Here is a 20,354-nt window from a genome sequence, read left to right as displayed (position 1 = left end):
AACCTTGATTTATAGAGTGAGATTAGTGCGCAGTCGGATAGTCGGTATACCCCGTTGCATCGCCGCCATAGAAATATTCAGATTTTGCTGGTGTTAAAGGATGGCCAGACTGTAAACGCTCAACTAAATCTGGGTTGGCGATAAAAGGACGACCAAATGCCACTGCATCTACTAGACCTTTATCAAGAATAGATTCGGCTCTTTCGAGTGAATAATTTCCACAAACAATTAATGTATTTGTGAATAATGAACGGAGTTTTTCTCTGAAACCTACTGGATAAGTATCGCCATGTGGAAGCATGTCCCACTCAGCCAAATGAATATAAGCGATATTTCTTTTTTGTAATTGTTCAGCTAAATAAAGCGTAATTTCTTCGGGTTCTTGGTCTGTCATGCCATTAATAGTTCCCCATGGCGACAAACGCACGCCTACACGACCTGCACCAATCGCATCAATCAATGCATCGACAGTTTCTAATAAGAAACGCGCACGATTTTCAACAGAACCACCATAGGTATCAGTACGCTGATTTGCATCTGTAGATAAGAATTGGTCGAATAAATACCCATTCGCGGCATGGATTTCAACTAAGTCAAAATCAGCTTTCATAGCATTTTGAGCAGCTTGAATAAATTCTTGTTTAACGTTTTGAATATCATCTAAATCCATTGCTCTTGGCATCTCGGCAGGTACCATTGCACCTTCACCTTTTTCATTGGAAATAAATACAGATGCTTTTGCTTGAATTGCAGATGGTGCAATTGGCTGTTCATGATTGATATGTAGTGAAGAATGCGACATACGCCCAACATGCCATAACTGAGCGGCAATTTTCCCACCTTTATCATGTACAGCTTGAGTGGCTAATCCCCAACCTCTGACTTGTTCTTCTGAGTAGATTCCCGGAGTAAAAGAATAGCCTTTACCTATGTCAGAAACTTGTGTGCCTTCAGTAATGATCAAACCAGCACTTGCACGCTGACCATAATAAAGTGCATTGAGTTCGGTAGGTACATCATTAGGTTGTTCTGCTCTTGATCTAGTCATAGGTGCCATAACAATGCGATTGTTTAGTTCAACATCACCTACAATCACAGGATTAAATAATTTGTGATTCATTTTTTAGCCCTTAAAATATGCTTAAGATTATTTATGTAGTGATCACTATATAATCATGTTAAAATACAGTCAACGAATTTTTGTAGTGATTGATACAAAATGGAGATAAAAATGAACAAAACCGCAGGTCGTGGCCGCCCTCGTAATTTCGATCGGGATGCTGCATTAGACAAAGCGATGAATCTATTTTGGCGAAATGGTTATGAAGCGACATCAATTAATGACCTGACAAAAGCGATGGAAATCAACCCGCCAAGTCTCTATGCTTCTTTTGGAAATAAAGAACAATTGTTTATTGAATCTGTTGATTATTATGTTAAAAATTTTGGTAATTATCGAATTGAGGCTCTTCAAGAATCTTTAACGGCTCATGAAGGCATTAAAAATTTGTTAATCAGAACAATTGACCAATTTTATAGTAAACCTGATAAAACTGGTTGTTTAGTCGTTTCCGCAGCATTATCAGGTTCGTCTGAAAGTAAAAATGTACAAGACATCCTGAGTAATGAACGCAGGAAGACTGTTGCTCTCATTAGAACGAGACTTGAGCAAGGTCAAAAGGATGGCGATGTTGCCGAAAGCTTAAACTTGGATGTTTTAGCAGATTATTTTGGCATGATGCTCTTTGGCATTACCATTCAGGCAAAAGATAATGTTCCAATTCAAAATCTATACGAGAGTGTCGAAATTGCTTTAAAAGCGCTAAAAAATTAATTTTTAATGATTTTATAGTTGAAATCATTTGGTTTGATTTCAACTTAAATCATAAAGATGATGATTGATTTAGATAGCAAATAGAGTTTGCAGATCAACGGAAATAATCGTTAGCTTTACGCATCCTTATTAGTTTCTGACTATTCATTTCAACTATCCAAACTTAACCAAAACATTTAGAAAATAATCTAATAATTTCTCTCTTTCCTCTGCTTTATTTGGGTCTAAAAGTTGGACGAGTGCCCCATCAATCATAAATAAAATCATTTTTGCATCGGGTTTTAAAGCACGGGTTTCTAGACTAAATATCAGATCAAAAAGCTCTCTAAGCAGCCATTTTCTATATTCAATCGCCATTTGATAGGCTCTCGGATAAAGCAGTTTAATTTCAAAAATGGCTTTAAACAGCAGATGGTAAAAGCTATTTAAATCGACATGTAAAAGAAAAATTTCTTTGAGTTTATCGTTTGCGGTTGGGTAGCGATGTGAATAAATAATTGCCAGCACTTCTTCTTTTAGCCGACTTTTTTGAAAGGCTATGCATCTTTCAATGAGACGCTCTTTGGACTGAAAATAACTATAAAAAGTCGCCTTTTGAATTTTGCATTTTTTGATCAGAAGGTTTACCCCTGTATTGTGAAATCCATAAATCGTAAATAGCTGAATTGAAGTACAAATAACCTGTAATTTTTTGGCAGATATTTCTGAATGAGGCATATTTTTACCTTTTAAAATAAATTCTTGTTGTAGGTGAGATACTTTTTGGGAGAAAAAAAGGCACAGCAAAGCCTATAAAGACTGTGCTTGGCACATCTCAAGTTTTATTGTTGCTAAGTTTTAGTCGTGACGATTTAAAGCCTGAAAACCCTTAGGTGTTTAAACCGCTTTAAAAGTTCAAGTTGTGTCGATATGGACTTTGGCAAAGGCTGCCAAGAAATAATGAATGTGCAAAGCCAACTCCTTTTTATTGGGAGTTCTGCCAGACATTTATAGAATTATGGTGGCAGAACGAAAGGGGGTTAGCAGACTGGCTCAAGACCCAGCACACCCGAAGGTGTCCCCCTTCCGTCCTACCGCTACAAAAAGGGAGACGAACGGGTCTACATCAAAAAAAATGAATTTTTTCAATGTTCTTGAGCACGGTCTGCTAAAACCGGCTGGCAATGTGGCCAGCAGGCAAAGGATAAGCTTCACATTTATTGCAGTCAAGCACACAAAATGACATTTGCTTTAAATTAGATCATTAAAAAGTAAGGATAAATAATGAGTTGGTTATTGTTAAATTGGGGTTTATAAAGGGGTAAAAAAAATAGAAAAATTAGTAAACAACTATTTGTTATACATACGCGAATATTCAGTATAAGGAAAATGATAGATCTTCATTTAAATTAAATTTAAAAAGTTATTACAGAATTACTGATAATTATAAAAACACTATCATGTAGACACGTTAAAATTTAGAAAATAATTTTTTAATCTAAGGCATGTGATGAAAACCCAGAAAATTGGTGTAGATCTTGGAGGCACTAAATTATTGATATTATGTGATGAGATTGAGGAAATATTTAGTACAGGAATTTCATTCACTCCAGAAGAATTAATATCACACCTACAATCTTTTATTTTTAAACATGGAATTAATCCCCACAGCATAAGCCTAGCAGTGCCGGGTCTAGTTAACGAATTTGGGCATATTGTTAATTGTGATGTACTACCAGCATTTATAGGTTGGCAAGGAAATGACGCATTAAAATTATTATGTAGTAAAACAATTATCTTAAATGATGTAAAAGCTGCCATGCATGCAGAACTAAATGATTCCACGTCTCATGCCGCAAGTGGCATTATTATGATTGGTACAGGTATCGGGGCTGCATTCATAATAAATGGAAAACCCTTACTGGGAGCTAATGGTTGGGCTGGTGAGCTAGGTTACTTACCAGTAAAAAGTAATGAAGGAATTAAGCGTTTAGATGAAGTTGCAAGTGGCTCAGCAATTACCAAGCAATGTGCACTCAGTCCATCTAATCTAGCATTAATGGCTAACAATGGAGATCAACCAACTTTAACTGTTATAAAAGAGGCAGGCACAGCTTTAGGACTTGGAATAGCAACTGTGATTAATCTTTTAAATCCATCGCAATTAGTAATAGGAGGAGGAACAATAGAATTACCCGGTTATTTAGACGCGGCTTTAAAGTCTGCTAAAGAAAACTGCCTTCCTGAGCTTTGGCAAGATTGCGACATATCAAAAGTAAAAGCGGGAAGAAAAGTAGCTGCTTTAGGTGCTATACGTGCAATTGAACAATAAAATTATTTATCAAGAATCAGCAATATTTATGAATAAAACTAAAAATTTACTAAAACTATGTCTGCAACTCTTCTAATACTATTTTTAATGTCTTAATGGCTGAAGATCTAAACATAGTATTACCTTCAATAGGCGCATGTTTATCTGTCCATGCTATTGCTGCAAGACATTGAATCCCGACATAAGTTAGAAACTCCCTTTGAGGTACTACTTCCCCATAAGTCATTTCCCAACCTTGTAGAAAAGCATGTCTTAACTCTAAATCAGAGAAATCCATATCCAACCAAACGATCTTTGCTAAATCATAAACAGCATCACCAATACGAGCCGCTTCATAATCTAAAACACCAGAGATTTTATTACAGCTAGTTGCAAGAAGGTTTCGTCCAATATAATCACAATGCAAAAGACTAAATTGGATTGGTTCCCGCAAGTCTTTGCAATATAAAACCAACTCACTTAGCTCATAACTAAATTCTTTGTAGTCAGCTTTAGTTGGATCAATACGTGACATCCATTTTGTTGTCATTAATTTTAGATGTTCATTCCATAAAGTTGGATCTTTTGAAGAGTCATCTCGCCCCTTCCAGAATTTCATCTCAAATAAACGAGAAGAACTAATCGCTCGATGAAAACTTCCTAGAGATGCGCCTGCCTCTTTTAGTAAGGATAATTTTTCTGTTCTCGAACAATTTTTTAAAATGTTATTTACTGGCTGCCCTTCTAAAGCACTCATTACAACAACAAAATAATTTTCCCATTCAAATTGATTTAATAGTTTTGGGGCCAATGAAAACGCTCTAAGCTCATCCAATATTTCACAATATCTTTCATGATCTACTTTACGTGTATACATTTTTACAAAGACATATCCTTGAGTCGTTTGTGCTTTGTATACAGTAGCTCCATCTCTATGAGTAACTAAAATCAATGTCTTTGCTTGAATTCTGTTGAGTAAGCCATCTAAATTTTTCATAAGTTTTTATTAAATATAAAAGTCATAATTCATATTTATTATGTGCTAAAGAATATAGATAAAAAAAAGCCCTTGTCATTAACAAGGGCTTTTTAAGAATTTTGGCGGAAGCGGTGAGATTCGAACTCACGGAGGACTCACACCCTCGTCGGTTTTCAAGACCGGTGCATTAAACCGCTCTGCCACGCTTCCAACGAGCGCTATAATATAAACAAAAACACAAGTTGGCAAATCTTTTATTTAATTTTTAATTCAACCGCTCAAAATAAACACAAATCTATTTAATTTTCGAGGTTTTCTGTCTTTTCATAGCGAATTGTATTGATATACCACAGCTTTTTCCCAGATGGCGTGTGTACTTCGATCTCATCATCGACTTCTTTACCGAGCAATGCGCGAGCCATAGGTGACTCAATCGAGATATGTTGCGGATGATGATCATAAATTTCATCGATTCCTACAATACGTAAAGTTTTTTGCTCGCCTTCTTCATTTTCAATCTGTACCCAAGCGCCAAAGTAAACCTTGCCGTCTTGCTCTGGTGAGTAATCAACAATTTTTAATTCTTCTAAGCGTTTTCCTAAATAGCGTACACGTCGATCAATTTTTCTAAGGAGCTGCTTATTGTATTGATAATCCGCATTTTCACTGCGGTCACCTAAGCTTGCAGCCCAGTTTACTTTTTTGGTGATTTCAGGTCGTTCTTCATGCCAAAGTTGTTTTAATTCAGCAACTAATTTGTCATGTCCTGACCGAGTGATTAAGTTAGATTTCATGATAAAAAACCACTGTTCAACAACATATCGCTTACAAGATGTAGCATTTTATACCCTATTTTCTCACATCAGAAGTGTATAAATTTTCTTCCTTAAGAAATTCATGTGTTTATGATGATATATCGAAGATTTAATTGTACAAAATTTGACATTACTTTTTTTCAATATTATGATGCGCGCAGATTAAATGTTGAGCATTTTTTAACCCACTCGAAAACTATGTAGATTTTCTACACAGTTTGTTTTTTTCATTTCATGTCATTTTGAATGACGTCATGACTGCCCACCCCTTATTGAATTTATCAACTTTTAGAAGTTATGGCAGCTTTTTGTCTGACTTTTAGGGCATAAATTATCTGTAGCGGAGACAACATGCACAGTAATTCAAGTTCTGGGTCGAGGCTTTGCCTTAACTCTTTATTTTCTTCTCTCCCGTTAAAAGCGCTTGCACTCAGTACTATGCTTATTCCATTTCATAGTCTTAATGCAGGTAAAACCCTACAGTACAATACTGTAGTTAACACAAACACTTTAACTGTTGTTGCGGTAGAAAGCCCGACAACCGTTTTCAAAGAAGATCAGTTTTTACATGGTTTTGGTTATGACCTAGCGCGTAACTATGCACAGAACCTAAATGTAAAGCTGGACTTTAAAATCGTGGCAGACAATGCCACTGCACTTAGATGGGTTCAGCAAGGTAAAGCAAACTTTGCGATGACTACAGCAGGTTTAAACACAATCGAAAACAAAGGTTTGATGTCATTTTCTGCAAGTTGTGGTGACACAACAAATTTGCAAAAAAATGGTTTAAACCCAGAGTTAAGTTGGGTATTTAAACAGGCTGATGACCCACTCACCCAGACTGCCAGTGGCTTTGTATGCCAAAGTAAGCAAAATGGTGTGACTCAGCAGCTCGCTTCTTTTTATAACCGCAATGTGGTGAAACCAGAAGCATGGTCAACCATTCAACGTGACTTAAGCACACGTTTACCGATCTACAAAGCGAGCTTTAAGCAAAGTGCAGCGAAGTATGATCTAGATTGGCATTTACTTGCCGCAATTGGTTATCAAGAATCATATTTAAAGCCTGAATCTGTTTCTCCCACAGGTGTCCGCGGCTTAATGATGCTAACCAATAGCACTGCTCGAGCAATGGGTGTGAGCAATCGTAGTGATCCAACTCAGAGCATTCAAGGTGGTGCGAAGTATTACGATTTAATGTTAAGTGAGTTTGATAATATTCCATTCCCTGATCGGAATTGGTACGCGCTTGTAGCCTATAACATGGGACCAGGTGCGGTAAGTCAAATTCAGAAGCGCTTGCGAGCTCAAGGGAAAGACCCAAATCAGTGGGTTAATCTTTACGATTATTTGCAAAGTAATAAAATGCGAAATGGTCGATATAAGCAAGCGGTTCAATACGTGACTCGTATTCGTGCTTATCTTGAACATATTAAAACGGCGCAAACACGAATCAATATCTAATTTTTATTGTTTAAAAGTTGATAAATTCATTGTTTGTATAAATAAAAAGCTTACCTCTTTAGGTAAGCTTTTTATATGAATTCTTTTAGATTTAAGCAGTATGCTCTAATACTTTCTTAAACAAATCTTTTTGTTCTTGGCTTGGCTTAGCTGTTTGTAGAGCCATCAATTGAGACATATCGCCTTGAACTTTAATTTTACCAGTCATGAATGCCTGCATAGCAGCAGCCATATCAAACTCTAAGAATACTTTACGTAAAGTTTCAGCATCCATATTTAAAGTTGTTTTGGCATTTGAAGACAAACCTTTTTGGATTTTACCCCCATCTAAAGCTAACTCGGTATTTCCAGCAGCATCTGTAACTACTAAATTAATTGCCAAATTCGCAAGAGCGGGTGGCAAATTAAGATCACCTGCTTCAGCAGTTAATTTTTCGACAGTCGCAAACCAATCTTCAGTTAAAAATGCAGGCATGATTCTTCCTCAAATTTATTTGTTCAATTTCTCTAGTTGCCTATCCAGACAACATCATGTGAAGCAATTCTGCTTGTGGGTTGTTATAGCATGTAATTTTAATTTTGGGCTATGACTTTTTGTACGGAACATTCATTTTTTAGTATTTTGATACATTAAAGGCACTTGATTATAAAGTGCCTTTAACATTCTCTAGTTTAACGCTTATTCAGCCGCGAAGCTTAAGTTCACGACATCTAAACGTTTCTTAAGCTCTTCTGGATCTTTAATATCCAACTCGCGCTGAGAATCTAGAGCTTCAAAATCGAATAGCTCACGGTCCGCTAATTGAGATGGTGATACGTTCTGTAACGCACCGAAAATGCTGTGTAAGCGCTTCGGATATTGTTTATCCCATTCACGTAGCATTTCATTAAGCATGGCACGTTGTAGGTTTTCCTGCGAACCACAAAGGTTACATGGAATGATTGGGAACTGACGAATCTCGGCATATTTAATAATGTCTTTTTCTTCAACATATGCCAAAGGACGAATCAAAATGTTCTTTTTATCTGACGATAAAAGCTTTGGAGGCATCGCCTTTAAGCTTCCGCCATGAAATAGGTTTAAGAAGAACGTCGCGATGATGTCATCACGGTGGTGACCTAAAGCAACTTTAGTGGCACCAATCTCTTGTGCAAAGCCATATAAAGAACCACGGCGTAAACGTGAACATACTGCACAGTAGGTTTTACCTTCCGGCGTTAAACGTTTAGTAATGGTATAAGTGTCTTTTTCTAAAATGTAATATGGAATGTTGTTCTCTTCCATATAACGAGGCAAAACATCTTCAGGAAAGCCTGGTTGTTTTTGGTCAAGGTTAACCGCAACCACATCAAAATTAATCGGTGCAATACGCTTAAACTGCAACAAAATATCGAGCAAGGTATAACTGTCTTTACCACCAGACACACACACCATGACCTTATCGCCATCTTCAATCATATTGAAGTCACGAATAGCATGCCCAACTTGACGGCGAAGCTTCTTGAGCAAACGGTAATAGGCCGAGCTTGTTGGAAGTTCAGGCTTAAAATTAAATCCCTGATTGGACTCAACTGGCGCGTACATAGACGAGGTATACCCATAAATAAAAATACGGCGCAATTTTATATGATTCAGAAGAGAATCGCATCAAAAGAATAGTTTCAATTCTTGAAGTCGTCACATTGCTCATGCATGATGCAAAAGACATGCTCTAATTTTGACTGAAGCGTTCAAATTTTGTGCAAAATGCTTACTTTTTGGACTTTTCCACAGTTTTCCACAAAACCTGTGGATAAAATTGTGGATTTCTTCGTACTTGACAAACTGTTTTGACCTTCTGTTAAGGGTTTTATTTAAATTGATCATTTTTTAACCAATGTTTTTTACCCTTAATAATCAACATGTTATGCAAGTCAATAGAATCATTTTAAAAAAATTTTTTAATTTTTTTTGATGAGCATTCGAACAAATAAGCTTGATTTTTTGAAAGAGTCGAAATAAAAAAAATTACACAAATCTTCTTTAAGTAATATTTTTTGATAAACTCTTTTTCAAGTTTTGAGTACCTTAAAATTGTGAATAACATAAAATGAAAAAATCGGTTCAAATTCTTATTTCTTGTTCGCTGGGGATGACCAGTTTTATGGTCGGCATAACTTCGAGTTCAGCAGGTCAAATGTATATTTACCAAGATAAAAACGGTAGTACATTACTAACTAACCGAAAAAGCTATGATCATTCTCTTAAAAAAGTAAAAGTAACCTATTATCCCGATAGTAATATTCACAGCTATACAAACTGGGGAGCATCAGAAGCTTCTGTTCTGCCAAGCTACAACAAGAATAAAAATGCTTTCGATCACATTATTAGACAAGCTGCACAGCAACATGGTGTATCGGAAGGGTTAATTAAAGCGGTTATGCACACCGAATCCGGATTTAACGTAAAAGCCCGTTCGCCAGTAGGTGCCCAAGGCTTAATGCAGCTGATGCCAGCTACTGCCCGTCGTTTTAATGTGTCGAATGCTTATGACCCACAACAAAATATTTTCGCGGGGGCCAAATATTTAAGCTGGTTGCTTAAGCGTTTTAATGGAAATACACAAATGGCGCTTGCGGCTTATAATGCAGGTGAAGGTAATGTTGATAAATATGGTGGTATTCCCCCTTTCCGCGAAACGCAAGATTATGTCCGCCGTGTGACAAGCCGATATCAAAACCTATATGCATCTGGTGCAGGTTTTTCATCTTTTACGAATACTTCAGCTCAAACCGTTTCTCATTCTTCTAATTTGGCAGAAAACACAACTGCTCAAATCACGACTCAATCACCGAAGTATTCATCTTCTCGTCAAATCGTGACTCTATCTGACGGTACTTATACAGATGCACCGACTGGCACTTATGTGACCAACAATGCTACCGCAATCGCCCATATACGCATTGAATAAACAATGAAGAAGAACTGTGGTTCATAGTTCTATTTAGTTAAGTTCAGATGTTTTAAATTGTAATGATCTATTACCTGATCTTTACCATTTTGACGAATTTTGCCAATTATTCTTTAAATTTAGGTACATTCTGATACGTGAAAGAATGTATCAATTCCTTATTTTTTTCTTGAATTTTTCCCCTAAGCCCCGCATATTAGCTGCATGATTTCGAATTTGTAAATCAGATAACATTTTATTTATAAGAGGATTTTCTCAATGATGCGGATTGGTTTGTTTTTGCTTACCAACCTCGCGGTACTGGTTGTAGCTGGCATTATTTTGTCACTCTTCGGTGTCGGTAGTTACCATGGCGCGGGTGGCTTGAATCTAGGCAACCTTTTAGTGATCTGTTTTGTGTTTGGTATGGTGGGATCTTTAATCTCGTTATTCATGTCAAAATGGATGGCTAAGAAAACGACCGGTACAGAACTGATCGACCCGAATGCTCCTCGTAACCAAGCTGAAAGCTGGTTATTGCAAACAGTCGCTGAACTTTCTCAACGTGCTGGTATCAACATGCCAGAGGTTGGTATTTTTCCATCATATCAATCCAATGCCTTTGCAACAGGCTGGAACAAGAATGATGCCCTAGTTGCCGTTTCCACCGGCTTACTTGAGCGTATGAACAAAGATGAGCTACGTGCTGTGCTTGCGCACGAGATTGGTCACGTTGCAAATGGTGACATGGTTACCCTAGCGCTCATCCAAGGTGTTGTGAACGCCTTTGTTATGTTCTTTGCTCGTGTGGTTGGTGACTTCATTGATCGTAATGTCTTTGGTCGTCAAGACGATGAAGCCCCTGGTATGGGTTACTTCATTATTACCATAGTATTGGATATCGTCTTTGGTATTCTCGCTTCTGCCATTGTGATGTGGTTCTCTCGTTATCGTGAATACCGTGCTGATGAAGCAGGTGCACGTTTAGCAGGTAAACAAGCAATGATTTCTGCATTATTACGTCTACAAGCTGAGACAGAAATGCCAGATCAAATGCCAAAAGAAATGAAAGCCTTCGCAATTGCGGAAGGTAAAGAACAAGGCTTTAGCTTAGCTGCTTTGTTCCAAACCCACCCAACAATTGAACAACGTGTGGCAGCTTTACATCAATTAGATTGCCCATAAAACGTTTAGTGTAAAAATAAAGCCTCCATTTGGAGGCTTTATTTTTTATTACATGGTTTGATAGAGACCCCACAGGTAACTTGCGCCCCACCAAACTGCTAAACCCATTAAAAGCAATACAAACGCGCCTATTAAATCGGGAATATGCAACCATAACCAACTGACAACAGGATTACGCCAGAAAGCTGAATTCTGCTGCTTCCTTTCGAGTTTTTCATGTAAGTATGGATGAACAACATGAATATCACTGTGAATCGCATATTCTTCGCGTATATGCGTATGAACCACATCTAGTGCTTTTCGACTTGGTCGTATAAAAATATCAAAAATAGTCCCAGCAACTGGAACAAATCCGACTACAGCATCTACAACCGCCAGTTTAATAACTGGAGTCAACTTATGCTGAGGCACACCAATTTGTTTAGCTTTATAAATCGCATAACAGGTCAATGCAAAACCCGCAACATCACCAGCCACCGGAATCGTACTCAGTGCAGCATCGGCACCAATACCTTGCTTTGTAAAAGGAATGCGAACCGCACTGTCCATCATAGTAGCGAACTTAGCCAGATCTCGTTCTAGTGCGATGACCTGTTGTGCTGTTAATTTTTTTTCTTGAGGCATCTAAATCAAATATATAAAGAGAAAGTTAATCTTAATATACTTGATTTAATGCCTCTTTTTAAATTGTTTACTTTTAACTAGCAGCTTTCGATCTAAACAAGGAACGCAGTAACACGTACATGACTGGAATAAAGAAAAGAACCAGTACTGTACCGAACATCACGCCACCTAAAATACTAATACCGATTTCTTGACGGCTTACAGCTCCAGCACCTTGCGCAAATACAAGAGGAATCACACCTGCACCAAAGGCCAAAGATGTCATTAAAATAGGTCTTAAACGTAAGCTTGCCCCTTCTAAGGCTGCCTGAATGGCATTCTTACCTTTTTCCTGAGCCAAAGCTGCAAACTCAACAATTAAAATGGCGTTTTTACATGACAAGCCAATTGTAGTTAATAGTGCAATCTGGAAATACACATCATTGGGTAGTCCAAAAATATAAGAGAAAATGACACTCCCTCCCACACCAAGCGGAATAGAGGTCATTACCGCTGCGGGGATGCTTAAACTTTCATAGAGTGCAGCTAAACATAAGAAGATAAAGCCTGCCGAAATTAAATATAACCAGACGGCCTGATTTGTCGACTTCTGTTCTTCAAAGGATAACCCTGTCCATGCCAAGCCAACATCCTTTTGCTGATTTACAAGTTGTTCAACATCTTTCATTGCCTGACCCGAACTGCTACCACTCGCCACATCGGCTTGTAACTGTAAGGCGCTATAACCCATATAACGTTTTACGATTTCAGGAGCACCGCCCCAACTGAAGTTAGCAAATGAACTAAAAGGTACCATTTGATTTTGGTTGTTACGCACAGACCAATTATATAAATCTTCCGGTTTTGATCTGAACTCGGCATCACCTTGAATCATAACGCGCTTGATACGGCCACGGTCAATAAAGTCATTTACATACGTTCCACCCCATGCACTCGACAAGGTATTGTTAATCGCGGGTAACTCTAATCCATTTGCCAATGCTTGTTTCTGATCAATCTTAATATTGAGGTTTGTTTTACTATCGGTTGATTGCTTATCAAAGTTTTCAAAACTTGAATAGCTTTTGCTCTGTGTTTGCAACTGACGGAAGGTGCTATCTAGAAAATCCTGCCCTTGCCCATTTAAATCTTGAATCCATAAATCCAGACCATCGGTTTGCCCCAAACCATTGACTGAAGCGGGTAAGGTCACATTAATTTGTGCATTATTAAATTGACTAAAATATTTCATCGCACGCTTTTGTATGGCATCAGCCGAATTTTCTTTTCCAGTACGCACATCCCAAGGTTTTAAAGCAATAAATCCTTGTGCCAAGTTCTGCCCTGTACCAGAATAATTTCGGCCATAGCGAATCAAAACCAGATCCACATTCTTATCTTCTTGAGTTAAGAAATATTGACGGACTTGTTCTCCAATTTTCTGACTTTGCGAGATTGGAGCGCTATCAACAAGCTTAATTTGAACACTTAAAATGCCTTGATCTTCTTTAGGAATAAATCCACTTTTTAAACCACTATAGAACAGTGCAAAAACAGCAATCAAAGCCACAAAAATCACAACAACTGATTTACTGTAGCGAATGCTTGTCTGGACGATTTTTATATATTGATTTTTAAGTTGGTCAATTTTTCGATTAAACCAAATCGCCCAACGCTTAGGCTTTGGATTCGGTTTTAAAATTAAGGCACACAAAGCAGGTGTGAGGACCAAGGCAACGACGAGCGATAACGCCATAGCGGCAACTAAAGTAATGGAAAACTGACGGTAAATCACGCCAATTGAGCCGCCCAAAAACGACATTGGAATAAAAACAGCAGTTAAAACCAAAGTAATTCCCACTAAGGCACCACTAATTTCTCCCATCGACTCAATGGCTGCTTCTTTTGGCGTTAAATGCTGCTCATGCATAAGCCGCTCAACATTCTCAACCACCACAATCGCATCATCGACTAACAAACCAATGGCAAGCACTAATGCAAATAGCGTTAAGGTGTTAATACTAAAACCGAGCACATATAAAACAGCAAAAGTTCCTAAAATAACAACAGGCACAGTAATACTCGGAATGAGTGTAGCGCGCCAACTTTGTAAGAACAGGAACATCACTAAAATAACTAAAATAATCGCTTCAATAAGTGTTTTAACAACTTCTTTAATTGACTCTTGAACAAACGGCGTATTATCTCGTGGATAAACAATTTTATAGCCAGCAGGTAATTTTGTTGTAAGCTGATCTAGAGTTTGATGGATGAGTTTAGAAGTCTGAATTGCATTTGCACCCGAAGATAGCGAAATACCTAAACCAGCGGCTGGATAACCATTAATGGTGTTAAAAGACTGATAATTTTCTGCCCCCAATTCCACTCTAGCAATATCTTTTAAGTAGACATAGCTGGCTGTTTGATTTGCTTTCACTACAATATTTTGAAAATCTTCGACTGTTTTTAGTCGAGAACCTGCAGTGACTTTAGTATTTAAATACTGTCCATCAATGACGGGTAAATCACCGATTGCACCTGCGGCAACTTGGGTATTTTGAGCAGTGATTGCATTCGCTACATCACTTGGCATTAGATTATATTGTTTTAATTTCTCTGGATTTAGCCAGATTCGCATTGCATATTGCGAACCGAAAACATCAGACTCACCCACCCCTTCAATACGGTTTAGGTTATCTACTACATGCGTAGTTAGATAGTCTGATAGCTCAATATTTCCCGATTTACCTGTCGAATCATATAAACCTACCACCATAAAAGTATCGCCGAGTGACTTACTCACGGTCACCCCTTGGCGTTGTACTTCATCGGGTAAACGTCTTATGACGCCACTAATACTATTTTGTACTTGGACCTGTGCTGTATCTGGATTTGTTCCATTATCAAAACTAATGGTGATTCGGCTACGTCCTGATGAATCACTGGTAGAGCTGAAATAAAGTAAATTATCAATACCTTGTATTTGTTGTTCTAAAATCTGAGTAACACTTTGTTCAACCGTTTGTGCATCTGCACCACTATAACTTGCCGATACTGTAATTTTAGGAGGAGCAATATCAGGATAGCGCTCTACGGGTAAATTCAGCACCGAAAAAATACCAAATGCCATAACAATAATTGCTAGTACACTGGCAAAAATGGGACGCTGAATAAAAAATTTAGATAGCATGGCTGCTCAAAATTAGGTCGTCAATTAACAAATGGCAATACCAAATTTGCCCTCTTGATCATCAACGAGCAATATAAAAAAGACAAGTAGAATTAACACAATAAATGCAATTAGAACAAAAACAAAGCAAGAACTCGTATTTCCTACAAACCCATAAACAAGGTTTTAACAAGTGTCACTGAAAATTCATGAATTCTTCATGATCATGTCAAGTTCAATTATCAGACTAAATGCGTTTCGACTAAAACAATATGAGTAGAATTATGTTTAAAAGAGCACTTTTATGCTTAAGTTTAATTAGCTTGGTTGGTTGTAATGACGATGATAAAACTGAAAACACACCGACCACACCAGAATATCAACTTCCTAAAATTTTAGTGGTAGGCCACCGTGGCGCTAGCGCTTTACGTCCAGAACACACATTAGCTTCATATCAAAAAGCCATTGATGATGGTGCAGATTTTATTGAACCAGATCTAGTATCTACAAAAGATGGCGTATTGGTTACTCGCCATGAAAATGAGATTGGTGGAACAACCAATGTAAGCACTTTAAGCCAGTTTGCAGATCGTAAAACAACAAAAAATATTGACGGTAAAGATTTAACAGGCTGGTTTACAGAAGACTTCACATTAAGTGAATTACAGCAACTTAAAGCACGCGAACGTATTCCTGAGTTCCGCCCAGCAAACACAGCCTATAACAATCTCTACCCTGTCCCGACGCTAGAGCAAGTAATTGAACTGGCTGAAGCAAATTATAAGAAAACGGGGAAAATTATTGGTTTATATATTGAAACCAAACATCCGACTTATTTTAAAAATCAGAAACTGGCAATGGAAGATACCCTTCTTAAAACCTTAGCCAAATACGAATATACACGTGATATTGCACCTGTCTATTTACAGTCGTTTGAAGTGAGTAATTTAAAATATTTAAAAGACCAGCTCGACCTTCATAAAACGATTAAGCATGCACAAATCATTCAATTATATGATGCTAAAACCTCTCAACCAGCCGACTTCGTTGAATCTGGTGAAACTAAAACTTATGCCGATTTAGCCACAGCACAAGGCTTAAAAGACGTAGCTAAATATGCAAATGGTGTAGGACCAAGTAAAGGCTATATTCTTAACTTTAATGACGATGGCTCGGTTCAAACGACTTCTTTTATTTCTGATGCACATACAGCTGGCTTAAAAGTACACCCTTATACTTTCCGTCCAGAAAATAATTATTTACCAAAGCCTTTAAAATGTAGTCAAGATAAACCAGCTGAACGCTGCCCATCTGGTGCTTTAAAAGAGTTTGAAGCCTATTTCAAAGCTGGTGTTGATGGCGTCTTTACAGATGACCCAGCACTTGGCCGTGAAGCCGTTATTAATTTTGAGAAAGCCGCAAAATAAATAAAGTTAGTAAGAAAAAACAGGGCAATAAATGCCCTGTTTTTTTTATTTCTCTATGACATTATCGAAATAAAGAGGAATCCACTGATATTGCTGTGCATTCACTTTATATACATGCCCAATGCCTGGGAATGGTAAATGTGGTGCTGCAACCCATTGCTGTTTATTTGAAATTTCAGCAAACATTTTTAGACGGGTATTAATTGCCTGCTCAGAATTTACATCAAAATCTACCCCAGTTTTTGGAGCATCAAATTGCAAAGAATGTGAATGAACGATGTCTCCAACAAAAATGATTTGCTGATCATTACTTTTTAAGCGAAAGCTATGGTGGCCTGGTGTGTGACCACGAGTATCAATCACCTCAAAACTTTGAATAACATCGCCATCTTTAAATGTCTTAAAAGCTTTTTTTGCTTGATATGGAGCAAGAGCAGTTTTTACGTTTTTAACGGTGCCCAAATAACTTTCTTTTTTGTCTGCTGGCACTGTTTTTTCAGAAGCAGGATTTAACCAGTAATCAGCTTCACGCTCATGGGCATATACAGTTGCGTTAGGAAATACGGCTTTTCCATTTTGAGCAATCCCACACACATGATCTGGGTGTAGATGAGTAAGCAAAACAGTTTTTACATCAGCAAGCTTATAACCTGCCAATTCAATATTTTTTGCAATCGAACCAAGTTGAGGACCAAAACAACTTGCTGCCCCACTGTCTACAAGCGTTAAGCTTTTACCATCATCTACTAAAAATGCATTTACCGAAGTCTGAATCCCTTTCTCATTAACAGCAGCATATTTAGTTAAAATTTTAGTTTTTTGCGCCTGATTTAAATTTTTGAATAAATCAGGCTTTAAATAAATTGTACCATCAAGCAAAGAGGTAATGCGGTAGTTGCCAAATTGATGGTGATAATATCCCGGTACTTGCGAGGTTGCAGTTGGCTCAGCATAACTTGCATGTATGCTACCAATTGCAAGACCTAAAGCGACACATAATTTTTTCATCTATTCTTCTCTATCAAGTTATAAAGTCAAAATCTTTAAAAAAGATTTAATAATTTTTTAAGACCCAAATTATATAATGCATGAAAAGTGTCAGAAATATAAGTAAATGAATAGCTATTCTCCTTATAAGGGTAAAAGTGGTCTTAAGCGTATATTGAATGCGATGGGCTACTCTATTTCAGGATTTAAAGCAGCTTATAAAAATGAGGCCGCTTTTCGCCAAATTGTTTTAATTAATATTATTTTGATTCCAGTTAGTTTTTTTCTAGATGTGAGCCGTAGCGAACATATATTACTGATTATCGTATGTCTTTTTGCAATGATCGTTGAACTATTCAACTCGGCTATTGAGGCAGTAGTTGATCGAGTCTCTCTTGAAAAACATCAGCTTTCCAAAAATGCAAAAGATATGGGAAGTGCTGCCCAATTTGTTGCACTTTCTATCATTGCTATTACATGGTTAATTATTTTATTAGGCTAAAAAAAACCATGCCTACAAGTAAATAAGCATGGTTGTAACAAAAGAGGAACTTCTAGCTGCTGTTCCTGTTTTTTAATATAAATAGTTAAACTTAATTATTTCTTAAAATCACATGAAAAATAAAAAAATCCCTGCATAAGCAGGGATCTTTTGGGTAAAGCGTTGATGCGTTATTACATCATTCCGCCCATACCACCCATACCGCCCATATCTGGAACAGCTGGTTTATCTTCTGGAATGTCAGTAATCATACATTCTGTAGTTAACATTAAGCCAGCAACAGAAGCTGCATGCTCAAGTGCAGAACGAGTTACTTTAGCTGGGTCAAGGATACCCATTTCTAACATATCGCCATATTCACCAGTTGCAGCGTTGTAACCAAAGTTACCTTCACCACCTTTAACAGCATTAATCACTACAGATGGCTCATCACCAGCATTTGCAACGATCTGACGAAGTGGAGCTTCGATCGCACGGCGTAAAATGTTGATACCTGCTGTTTGATCTTCATTAGCGCCTTTTAAGCCATCTAATGCATTTACCGCACGTACTAGAGCAACACCACCACCAGCAACAACACCTTCTTCAACTGCTGCACGAGTTGCATGAAGTGCGTCGTCTACACGGTCTTTCTTCTCTTTCATTTCAACTTCAGTCGCTGCACCGATTTTAATTACAGCAACACCGCCTGCTAATTTAGCAACGCGTTCTTGTAATTTTTCACGGTCATATTCTGAAGTAGATTCTTCAATTTGAGCACGGATTTGTTGAACACGCTCAGCAATACCAGCAGCATCACCAGCACCATCAACAATAACAGTGTTTTCTTTAGAAACAGTAATCTTGTGCGCTGTACCTAAATCTTGAAGAGTTGCTTGCTCTAAAGACATACCAACTTCTTCAGAAATAACAGTTGCGCCAGTCAAGATTGCGATGTCTTGAAGCATTGCTTTACGACGGTCACCGAAACCAGGAGCTTTAACAGCACACACTTTGATAATACCGCGCATGTTGTTTACAACAAGCGTAGCAAGCGCTTCACCTTCAACATCTTCAGCGATGATAAGAAGTGGCTTACCAGTTTTTGCAACTGCTTCTAAAACAGAAATCAATTCACGGATGTTGCTGATTTTTTTGTCAACAAGAAGAATGAATGGGTTTTCAAGTTCAGCAGTTAAAGTATCTTGCTTATTTGCGAAATACGGAGAGATATAACCACGGTCAAACTGCATACCTTCTACAACGTCTAACGCGTCTTCGAAGCCAGAACCTTCTTCTACAGTAATTACGCCTTCTTTACCTACTTTTTCCATCGCTTGAGCGATAAGCTTACCAACAGTAGTATCAGAGTTAGCAGAGATAGAACCTACTTGTTCGATCGCTTTGAAATCATCAGCTGGTTTTGAATTTGAACGAATATTTTCAACTACAGTTTTTACTGCGATATCGATACCACGTTTTAAATCCATTGGGTTCATACCTGCAGTTACAGATTTGATCCCTTCATTCAAAATTGCTTGAGCAAGTACGGTTGCAGTTGTCGTACCGTCACCAGCGATGTCGTTAGTTTTGCTAGAAACTTCACGAACAAGTTGAGCACCCATGTTTTCAAACTTGTCTTTTAATGAAATTTCTTTAGCAACAGTTACACCGTCTTTAGTAATGTGCGGAGCACCGAAAGAACGATCAATAACAACGTTACGACCTTTAGGGCCTAAAGTCACTTTAACCGCATCTGCAAGTACGTTTACACCTGCAATCATTTTTGAGCGAGCTGAATCACCAAATTTTACGTCTTTAGCTGACATATTAAACTCCGAATCTTTTTAAATACTGAATCTGATAATGAATTGAGTTATGGATTGATTAGCCTTCCAACACAGCTAAAATGTCTGACTCTTTCATGATTAAGAGTTCTTCACCACTTACTTTCACTGTTGTACCTGCATAAGTACCAAACAATACTTTGTCACCAACTTTAACATCCAAAGCACGTACGCCATTCTCAGTGATTTGACCATTACCTACTGCAATTACTTCACCTTGAGATGGTTTTTCAGCAGCAGAACCTGGAAGTAAAATACCACCAGCAGTTTTGGTTTCTTCTTCTACGCGACGAATTACAACGCGATCATGTAATGGACGAATGTTGCTCATAATTAACTCCAT

Annotated in this window: 18 protein-coding genes and 1 tRNA gene; 7 read left to right on the top strand and 12 right to left on the bottom strand. The window is 37.7% G+C overall.

Features of this window, described 5'->3' with window-relative positions:
* Nucleotides 1–22: 22 nt before the first annotated feature.
* Nucleotides 23–1,120, bottom strand: coding sequence for an alkene reductase (locus tag HLV59_RS04125; RefSeq protein ID WP_061875662.1), 1,098 nt, complete (start codon nucleotides 1,118–1,120; stop codon nucleotides 23–25).
* Nucleotides 1,121–1,231: 111 nt separating this feature from the next.
* Here HLV59_RS04125 and HLV59_RS04120 point away from each other — a divergent pair, with 111 nt between their 5' ends.
* On the top strand, nucleotides 1,232–1,834 hold the full coding sequence (locus HLV59_RS04120; RefSeq protein WP_061875663.1) for a TetR/AcrR family transcriptional regulator: 603 nt from the start codon (nucleotides 1,232–1,234) through the stop codon (nucleotides 1,832–1,834).
* A gap of 153 nt (nucleotides 1,835–1,987) precedes the next feature.
* Here the strand turns inward: HLV59_RS04120 and HLV59_RS04115 are convergent, their stop codons facing one another.
* On the bottom strand, nucleotides 1,988–2,551 hold the full coding sequence (locus tag HLV59_RS04115; protein WP_081172937.1) for a TetR/AcrR family transcriptional regulator: 564 nt from the start codon (nucleotides 2,549–2,551) through the stop codon (nucleotides 1,988–1,990).
* A 772-nt stretch (nucleotides 2,552–3,323) separates the two neighbouring features.
* Here HLV59_RS04115 and HLV59_RS04110 point away from each other — a divergent pair.
* Nucleotides 3,324–4,145 carry an ROK family protein gene (locus HLV59_RS04110; RefSeq protein ID WP_171429385.1) on the top strand — a complete coding sequence of 274 codons (822 nt, stop codon included), beginning with the start codon at nucleotides 3,324–3,326 and terminating at the stop codon, nucleotides 4,143–4,145.
* Between the two features lie 55 nt (nucleotides 4,146–4,200).
* Here HLV59_RS04110 and HLV59_RS04105 read toward each other — a convergent pair whose 3' ends face one another.
* The 3 genes from HLV59_RS04105 to greB form a co-directional block, all read right to left on the bottom strand.
* Nucleotides 4,201–5,121, bottom strand: a complete 921-nt coding sequence (locus tag HLV59_RS04105; RefSeq protein ID WP_171429384.1) for an aminoglycoside phosphotransferase family protein — start codon at nucleotides 5,119–5,121, stop codon at nucleotides 4,201–4,203.
* A gap of 102 nt (nucleotides 5,122–5,223) precedes the next feature.
* Nucleotides 5,224–5,313, bottom strand: a tRNA-Ser gene (locus HLV59_RS04100).
* Between the two features lie 89 nt (nucleotides 5,314–5,402).
* The gene (gene greB / locus HLV59_RS04095) at nucleotides 5,403–5,897 is read right to left on the bottom strand and encodes a transcription elongation factor GreB (protein WP_057106336.1); all 495 of its coding nucleotides are present in this window, start codon (nucleotides 5,895–5,897) and stop codon (nucleotides 5,403–5,405) included.
* A gap of 372 nt (nucleotides 5,898–6,269) precedes the next feature.
* On the opposite strand from greB, the gene HLV59_RS04090 reads away from it, so the two are divergent.
* A complete protein-coding gene (locus HLV59_RS04090) occupies nucleotides 6,270–7,382 on the top strand; it encodes an MltF family protein (protein WP_171429383.1) in 1,113 nt (370 codons plus the stop codon).
* Nucleotides 7,383–7,473: 91 nt separating this feature from the next.
* On the opposite strand, the gene HLV59_RS04085 is transcribed toward HLV59_RS04090, so the two are convergent.
* Nucleotides 7,474–7,857 (bottom strand): SCP2 sterol-binding domain-containing protein, encoded by a 384-nt coding sequence (locus HLV59_RS04085; protein WP_016140203.1) that lies wholly within the window; start codon nucleotides 7,855–7,857, stop codon nucleotides 7,474–7,476.
* A 204-nt stretch (nucleotides 7,858–8,061) separates the two neighbouring features.
* Nucleotides 8,062–8,967, bottom strand: a complete 906-nt coding sequence (gene ttcA / locus HLV59_RS04080) for a tRNA 2-thiocytidine(32) synthetase TtcA (protein ID WP_057074273.1) — start codon at nucleotides 8,965–8,967, stop codon at nucleotides 8,062–8,064.
* Nucleotides 8,968–9,472: 505 nt separating this feature from the next.
* Between ttcA and HLV59_RS04075 the strand changes: the two genes are divergently transcribed.
* Both HLV59_RS04075 and htpX read left to right on the top strand, forming a co-directional pair.
* Nucleotides 9,473–10,333 (top strand): lytic transglycosylase domain-containing protein, encoded by an 861-nt coding sequence (locus HLV59_RS04075; RefSeq protein WP_213071743.1) that lies wholly within the window; start codon nucleotides 9,473–9,475, stop codon nucleotides 10,331–10,333.
* Between the two features lie 258 nt (nucleotides 10,334–10,591).
* On the top strand, nucleotides 10,592–11,497 hold the full coding sequence (gene htpX, locus HLV59_RS04070) for a protease HtpX (RefSeq protein WP_016146201.1): 906 nt from the start codon (nucleotides 10,592–10,594) through the stop codon (nucleotides 11,495–11,497).
* A gap of 48 nt (nucleotides 11,498–11,545) precedes the next feature.
* Here htpX and HLV59_RS04065 read toward each other — a convergent pair whose 3' ends face one another.
* Nucleotides 11,546–12,121 carry a DUF4112 domain-containing protein gene (locus tag HLV59_RS04065; RefSeq protein WP_081172932.1) on the bottom strand — a complete coding sequence of 192 codons (576 nt, stop codon included), beginning with the start codon at nucleotides 12,119–12,121 and terminating at the stop codon, nucleotides 11,546–11,548.
* 73 nt (nucleotides 12,122–12,194) lie between these two features.
* Entirely contained in the window at nucleotides 12,195–15,290 is a 3,096-nt protein-coding gene (locus tag HLV59_RS04060; protein WP_081172930.1) for a multidrug efflux RND transporter permease subunit, read from the bottom strand.
* A gap of 263 nt (nucleotides 15,291–15,553) precedes the next feature.
* Here HLV59_RS04060 and HLV59_RS04055 point away from each other — a divergent pair, with 263 nt between their 5' ends.
* The gene (locus HLV59_RS04055; RefSeq protein WP_031949117.1) at nucleotides 15,554–16,696 is read left to right on the top strand and encodes a glycerophosphodiester phosphodiesterase; all 1,143 of its coding nucleotides are present in this window, start codon (nucleotides 15,554–15,556) and stop codon (nucleotides 16,694–16,696) included.
* Between the two features lie 45 nt (nucleotides 16,697–16,741).
* On the opposite strand, the gene HLV59_RS04050 is transcribed toward HLV59_RS04055, so the two are convergent.
* Nucleotides 16,742–17,704 (bottom strand): MBL fold metallo-hydrolase, encoded by a 963-nt coding sequence (locus HLV59_RS04050; protein WP_031949118.1) that lies wholly within the window; start codon nucleotides 17,702–17,704, stop codon nucleotides 16,742–16,744.
* A gap of 106 nt (nucleotides 17,705–17,810) precedes the next feature.
* On the opposite strand from HLV59_RS04050, the gene HLV59_RS04045 reads away from it, so the two are divergent.
* Nucleotides 17,811–18,185 (top strand): diacylglycerol kinase, encoded by a 375-nt coding sequence (locus HLV59_RS04045; RefSeq protein WP_016146206.1) that lies wholly within the window; start codon nucleotides 17,811–17,813, stop codon nucleotides 18,183–18,185.
* Nucleotides 18,186–18,358: 173 nt separating this feature from the next.
* On the opposite strand, the gene groL is transcribed toward HLV59_RS04045, so the two are convergent.
* Both groL and HLV59_RS04035 read right to left on the bottom strand, forming a co-directional pair.
* Entirely contained in the window at nucleotides 18,359–19,993 is a 1,635-nt protein-coding gene (gene groL / locus HLV59_RS04040; RefSeq protein WP_016146207.1) for a chaperonin GroEL, read from the bottom strand.
* A gap of 58 nt (nucleotides 19,994–20,051) precedes the next feature.
* Nucleotides 20,052–20,342, bottom strand: a complete 291-nt coding sequence (locus HLV59_RS04035; protein WP_002120604.1) for a co-chaperone GroES — start codon at nucleotides 20,340–20,342, stop codon at nucleotides 20,052–20,054.
* Between the last annotated feature and the right edge of the window lie 12 nt (nucleotides 20,343–20,354).

Source organism: Acinetobacter lactucae, from assembly GCF_013122135.1.
Classification (GTDB): domain Bacteria; phylum Pseudomonadota; class Gammaproteobacteria; order Pseudomonadales; family Moraxellaceae; genus Acinetobacter; species Acinetobacter lactucae.
The sequence above is the reverse complement of the archived record's forward strand: the minus strand, read 5'-3'. Positions and strand labels throughout refer to the sequence as shown.

Excerpts from the sequence above, each read along its gene's own strand:
- HLV59_RS04105 (WP_171429384.1), bottom strand. The coding sequence starts at position 5,121 with ATGAAAAATTTAGATGGCTTACTCAACAGAATTCAAGCAAAGACATTG.
- greB (WP_057106336.1), bottom strand. The coding sequence starts at position 5,897 with ATGAAATCTAACTTAATCACTCGGTCAGGACATGACAAATTAGTTGCT.
- HLV59_RS04060 (WP_081172930.1), bottom strand. The coding sequence starts at position 15,290 with ATGCTATCTAAATTTTTTATTCAGCGTCCCATTTTTGCCAGTGTACTA.
- HLV59_RS04045 (WP_016146206.1), top strand. The coding sequence starts at position 17,811 with ATGAATAGCTATTCTCCTTATAAGGGTAAAAGTGGTCTTAAGCGTATA.
- groL (WP_016146207.1), bottom strand. The coding sequence starts at position 19,993 with ATGTCAGCTAAAGACGTAAAATTTGGTGATTCAGCTCGCTCAAAAATG.
- ttcA (WP_057074273.1), bottom strand. The coding sequence starts at position 8,967 with ATGTACGCGCCAGTTGAGTCCAATCAGGGATTTAATTTTAAGCCTGAA.
- HLV59_RS04050 (WP_031949118.1), bottom strand. The coding sequence starts at position 17,704 with ATGAAAAAATTATGTGTCGCTTTAGGTCTTGCAATTGGTAGCATACAT.
- HLV59_RS04120 (WP_061875663.1), top strand. The coding sequence starts at position 1,232 with ATGAACAAAACCGCAGGTCGTGGCCGCCCTCGTAATTTCGATCGGGAT.
- HLV59_RS04115 (WP_081172937.1), bottom strand. The coding sequence starts at position 2,551 with ATGCCTCATTCAGAAATATCTGCCAAAAAATTACAGGTTATTTGTACT.
- htpX (WP_016146201.1), top strand. The coding sequence starts at position 10,592 with ATGATGCGGATTGGTTTGTTTTTGCTTACCAACCTCGCGGTACTGGTT.
- HLV59_RS04125 (WP_061875662.1), bottom strand. The coding sequence starts at position 1,120 with ATGAATCACAAATTATTTAATCCTGTGATTGTAGGTGATGTTGAACTA.
- HLV59_RS04065 (WP_081172932.1), bottom strand. The coding sequence starts at position 12,121 with ATGCCTCAAGAAAAAAAATTAACAGCACAACAGGTCATCGCACTAGAA.
- HLV59_RS04085 (WP_016140203.1), bottom strand. The coding sequence starts at position 7,857 with ATGCCTGCATTTTTAACTGAAGATTGGTTTGCGACTGTCGAAAAATTA.
- HLV59_RS04110 (WP_171429385.1), top strand. The coding sequence starts at position 3,324 with ATGAAAACCCAGAAAATTGGTGTAGATCTTGGAGGCACTAAATTATTG.
- HLV59_RS04090 (WP_171429383.1), top strand. The coding sequence starts at position 6,270 with ATGCACAGTAATTCAAGTTCTGGGTCGAGGCTTTGCCTTAACTCTTTA.
- HLV59_RS04035 (WP_002120604.1), bottom strand. The coding sequence starts at position 20,342 with ATGAGCAACATTCGTCCATTACATGATCGCGTTGTAATTCGTCGCGTA.
- HLV59_RS04075 (WP_213071743.1), top strand. The coding sequence starts at position 9,473 with ATGAAAAAATCGGTTCAAATTCTTATTTCTTGTTCGCTGGGGATGACC.
- HLV59_RS04055 (WP_031949117.1), top strand. The coding sequence starts at position 15,554 with ATGTTTAAAAGAGCACTTTTATGCTTAAGTTTAATTAGCTTGGTTGGT.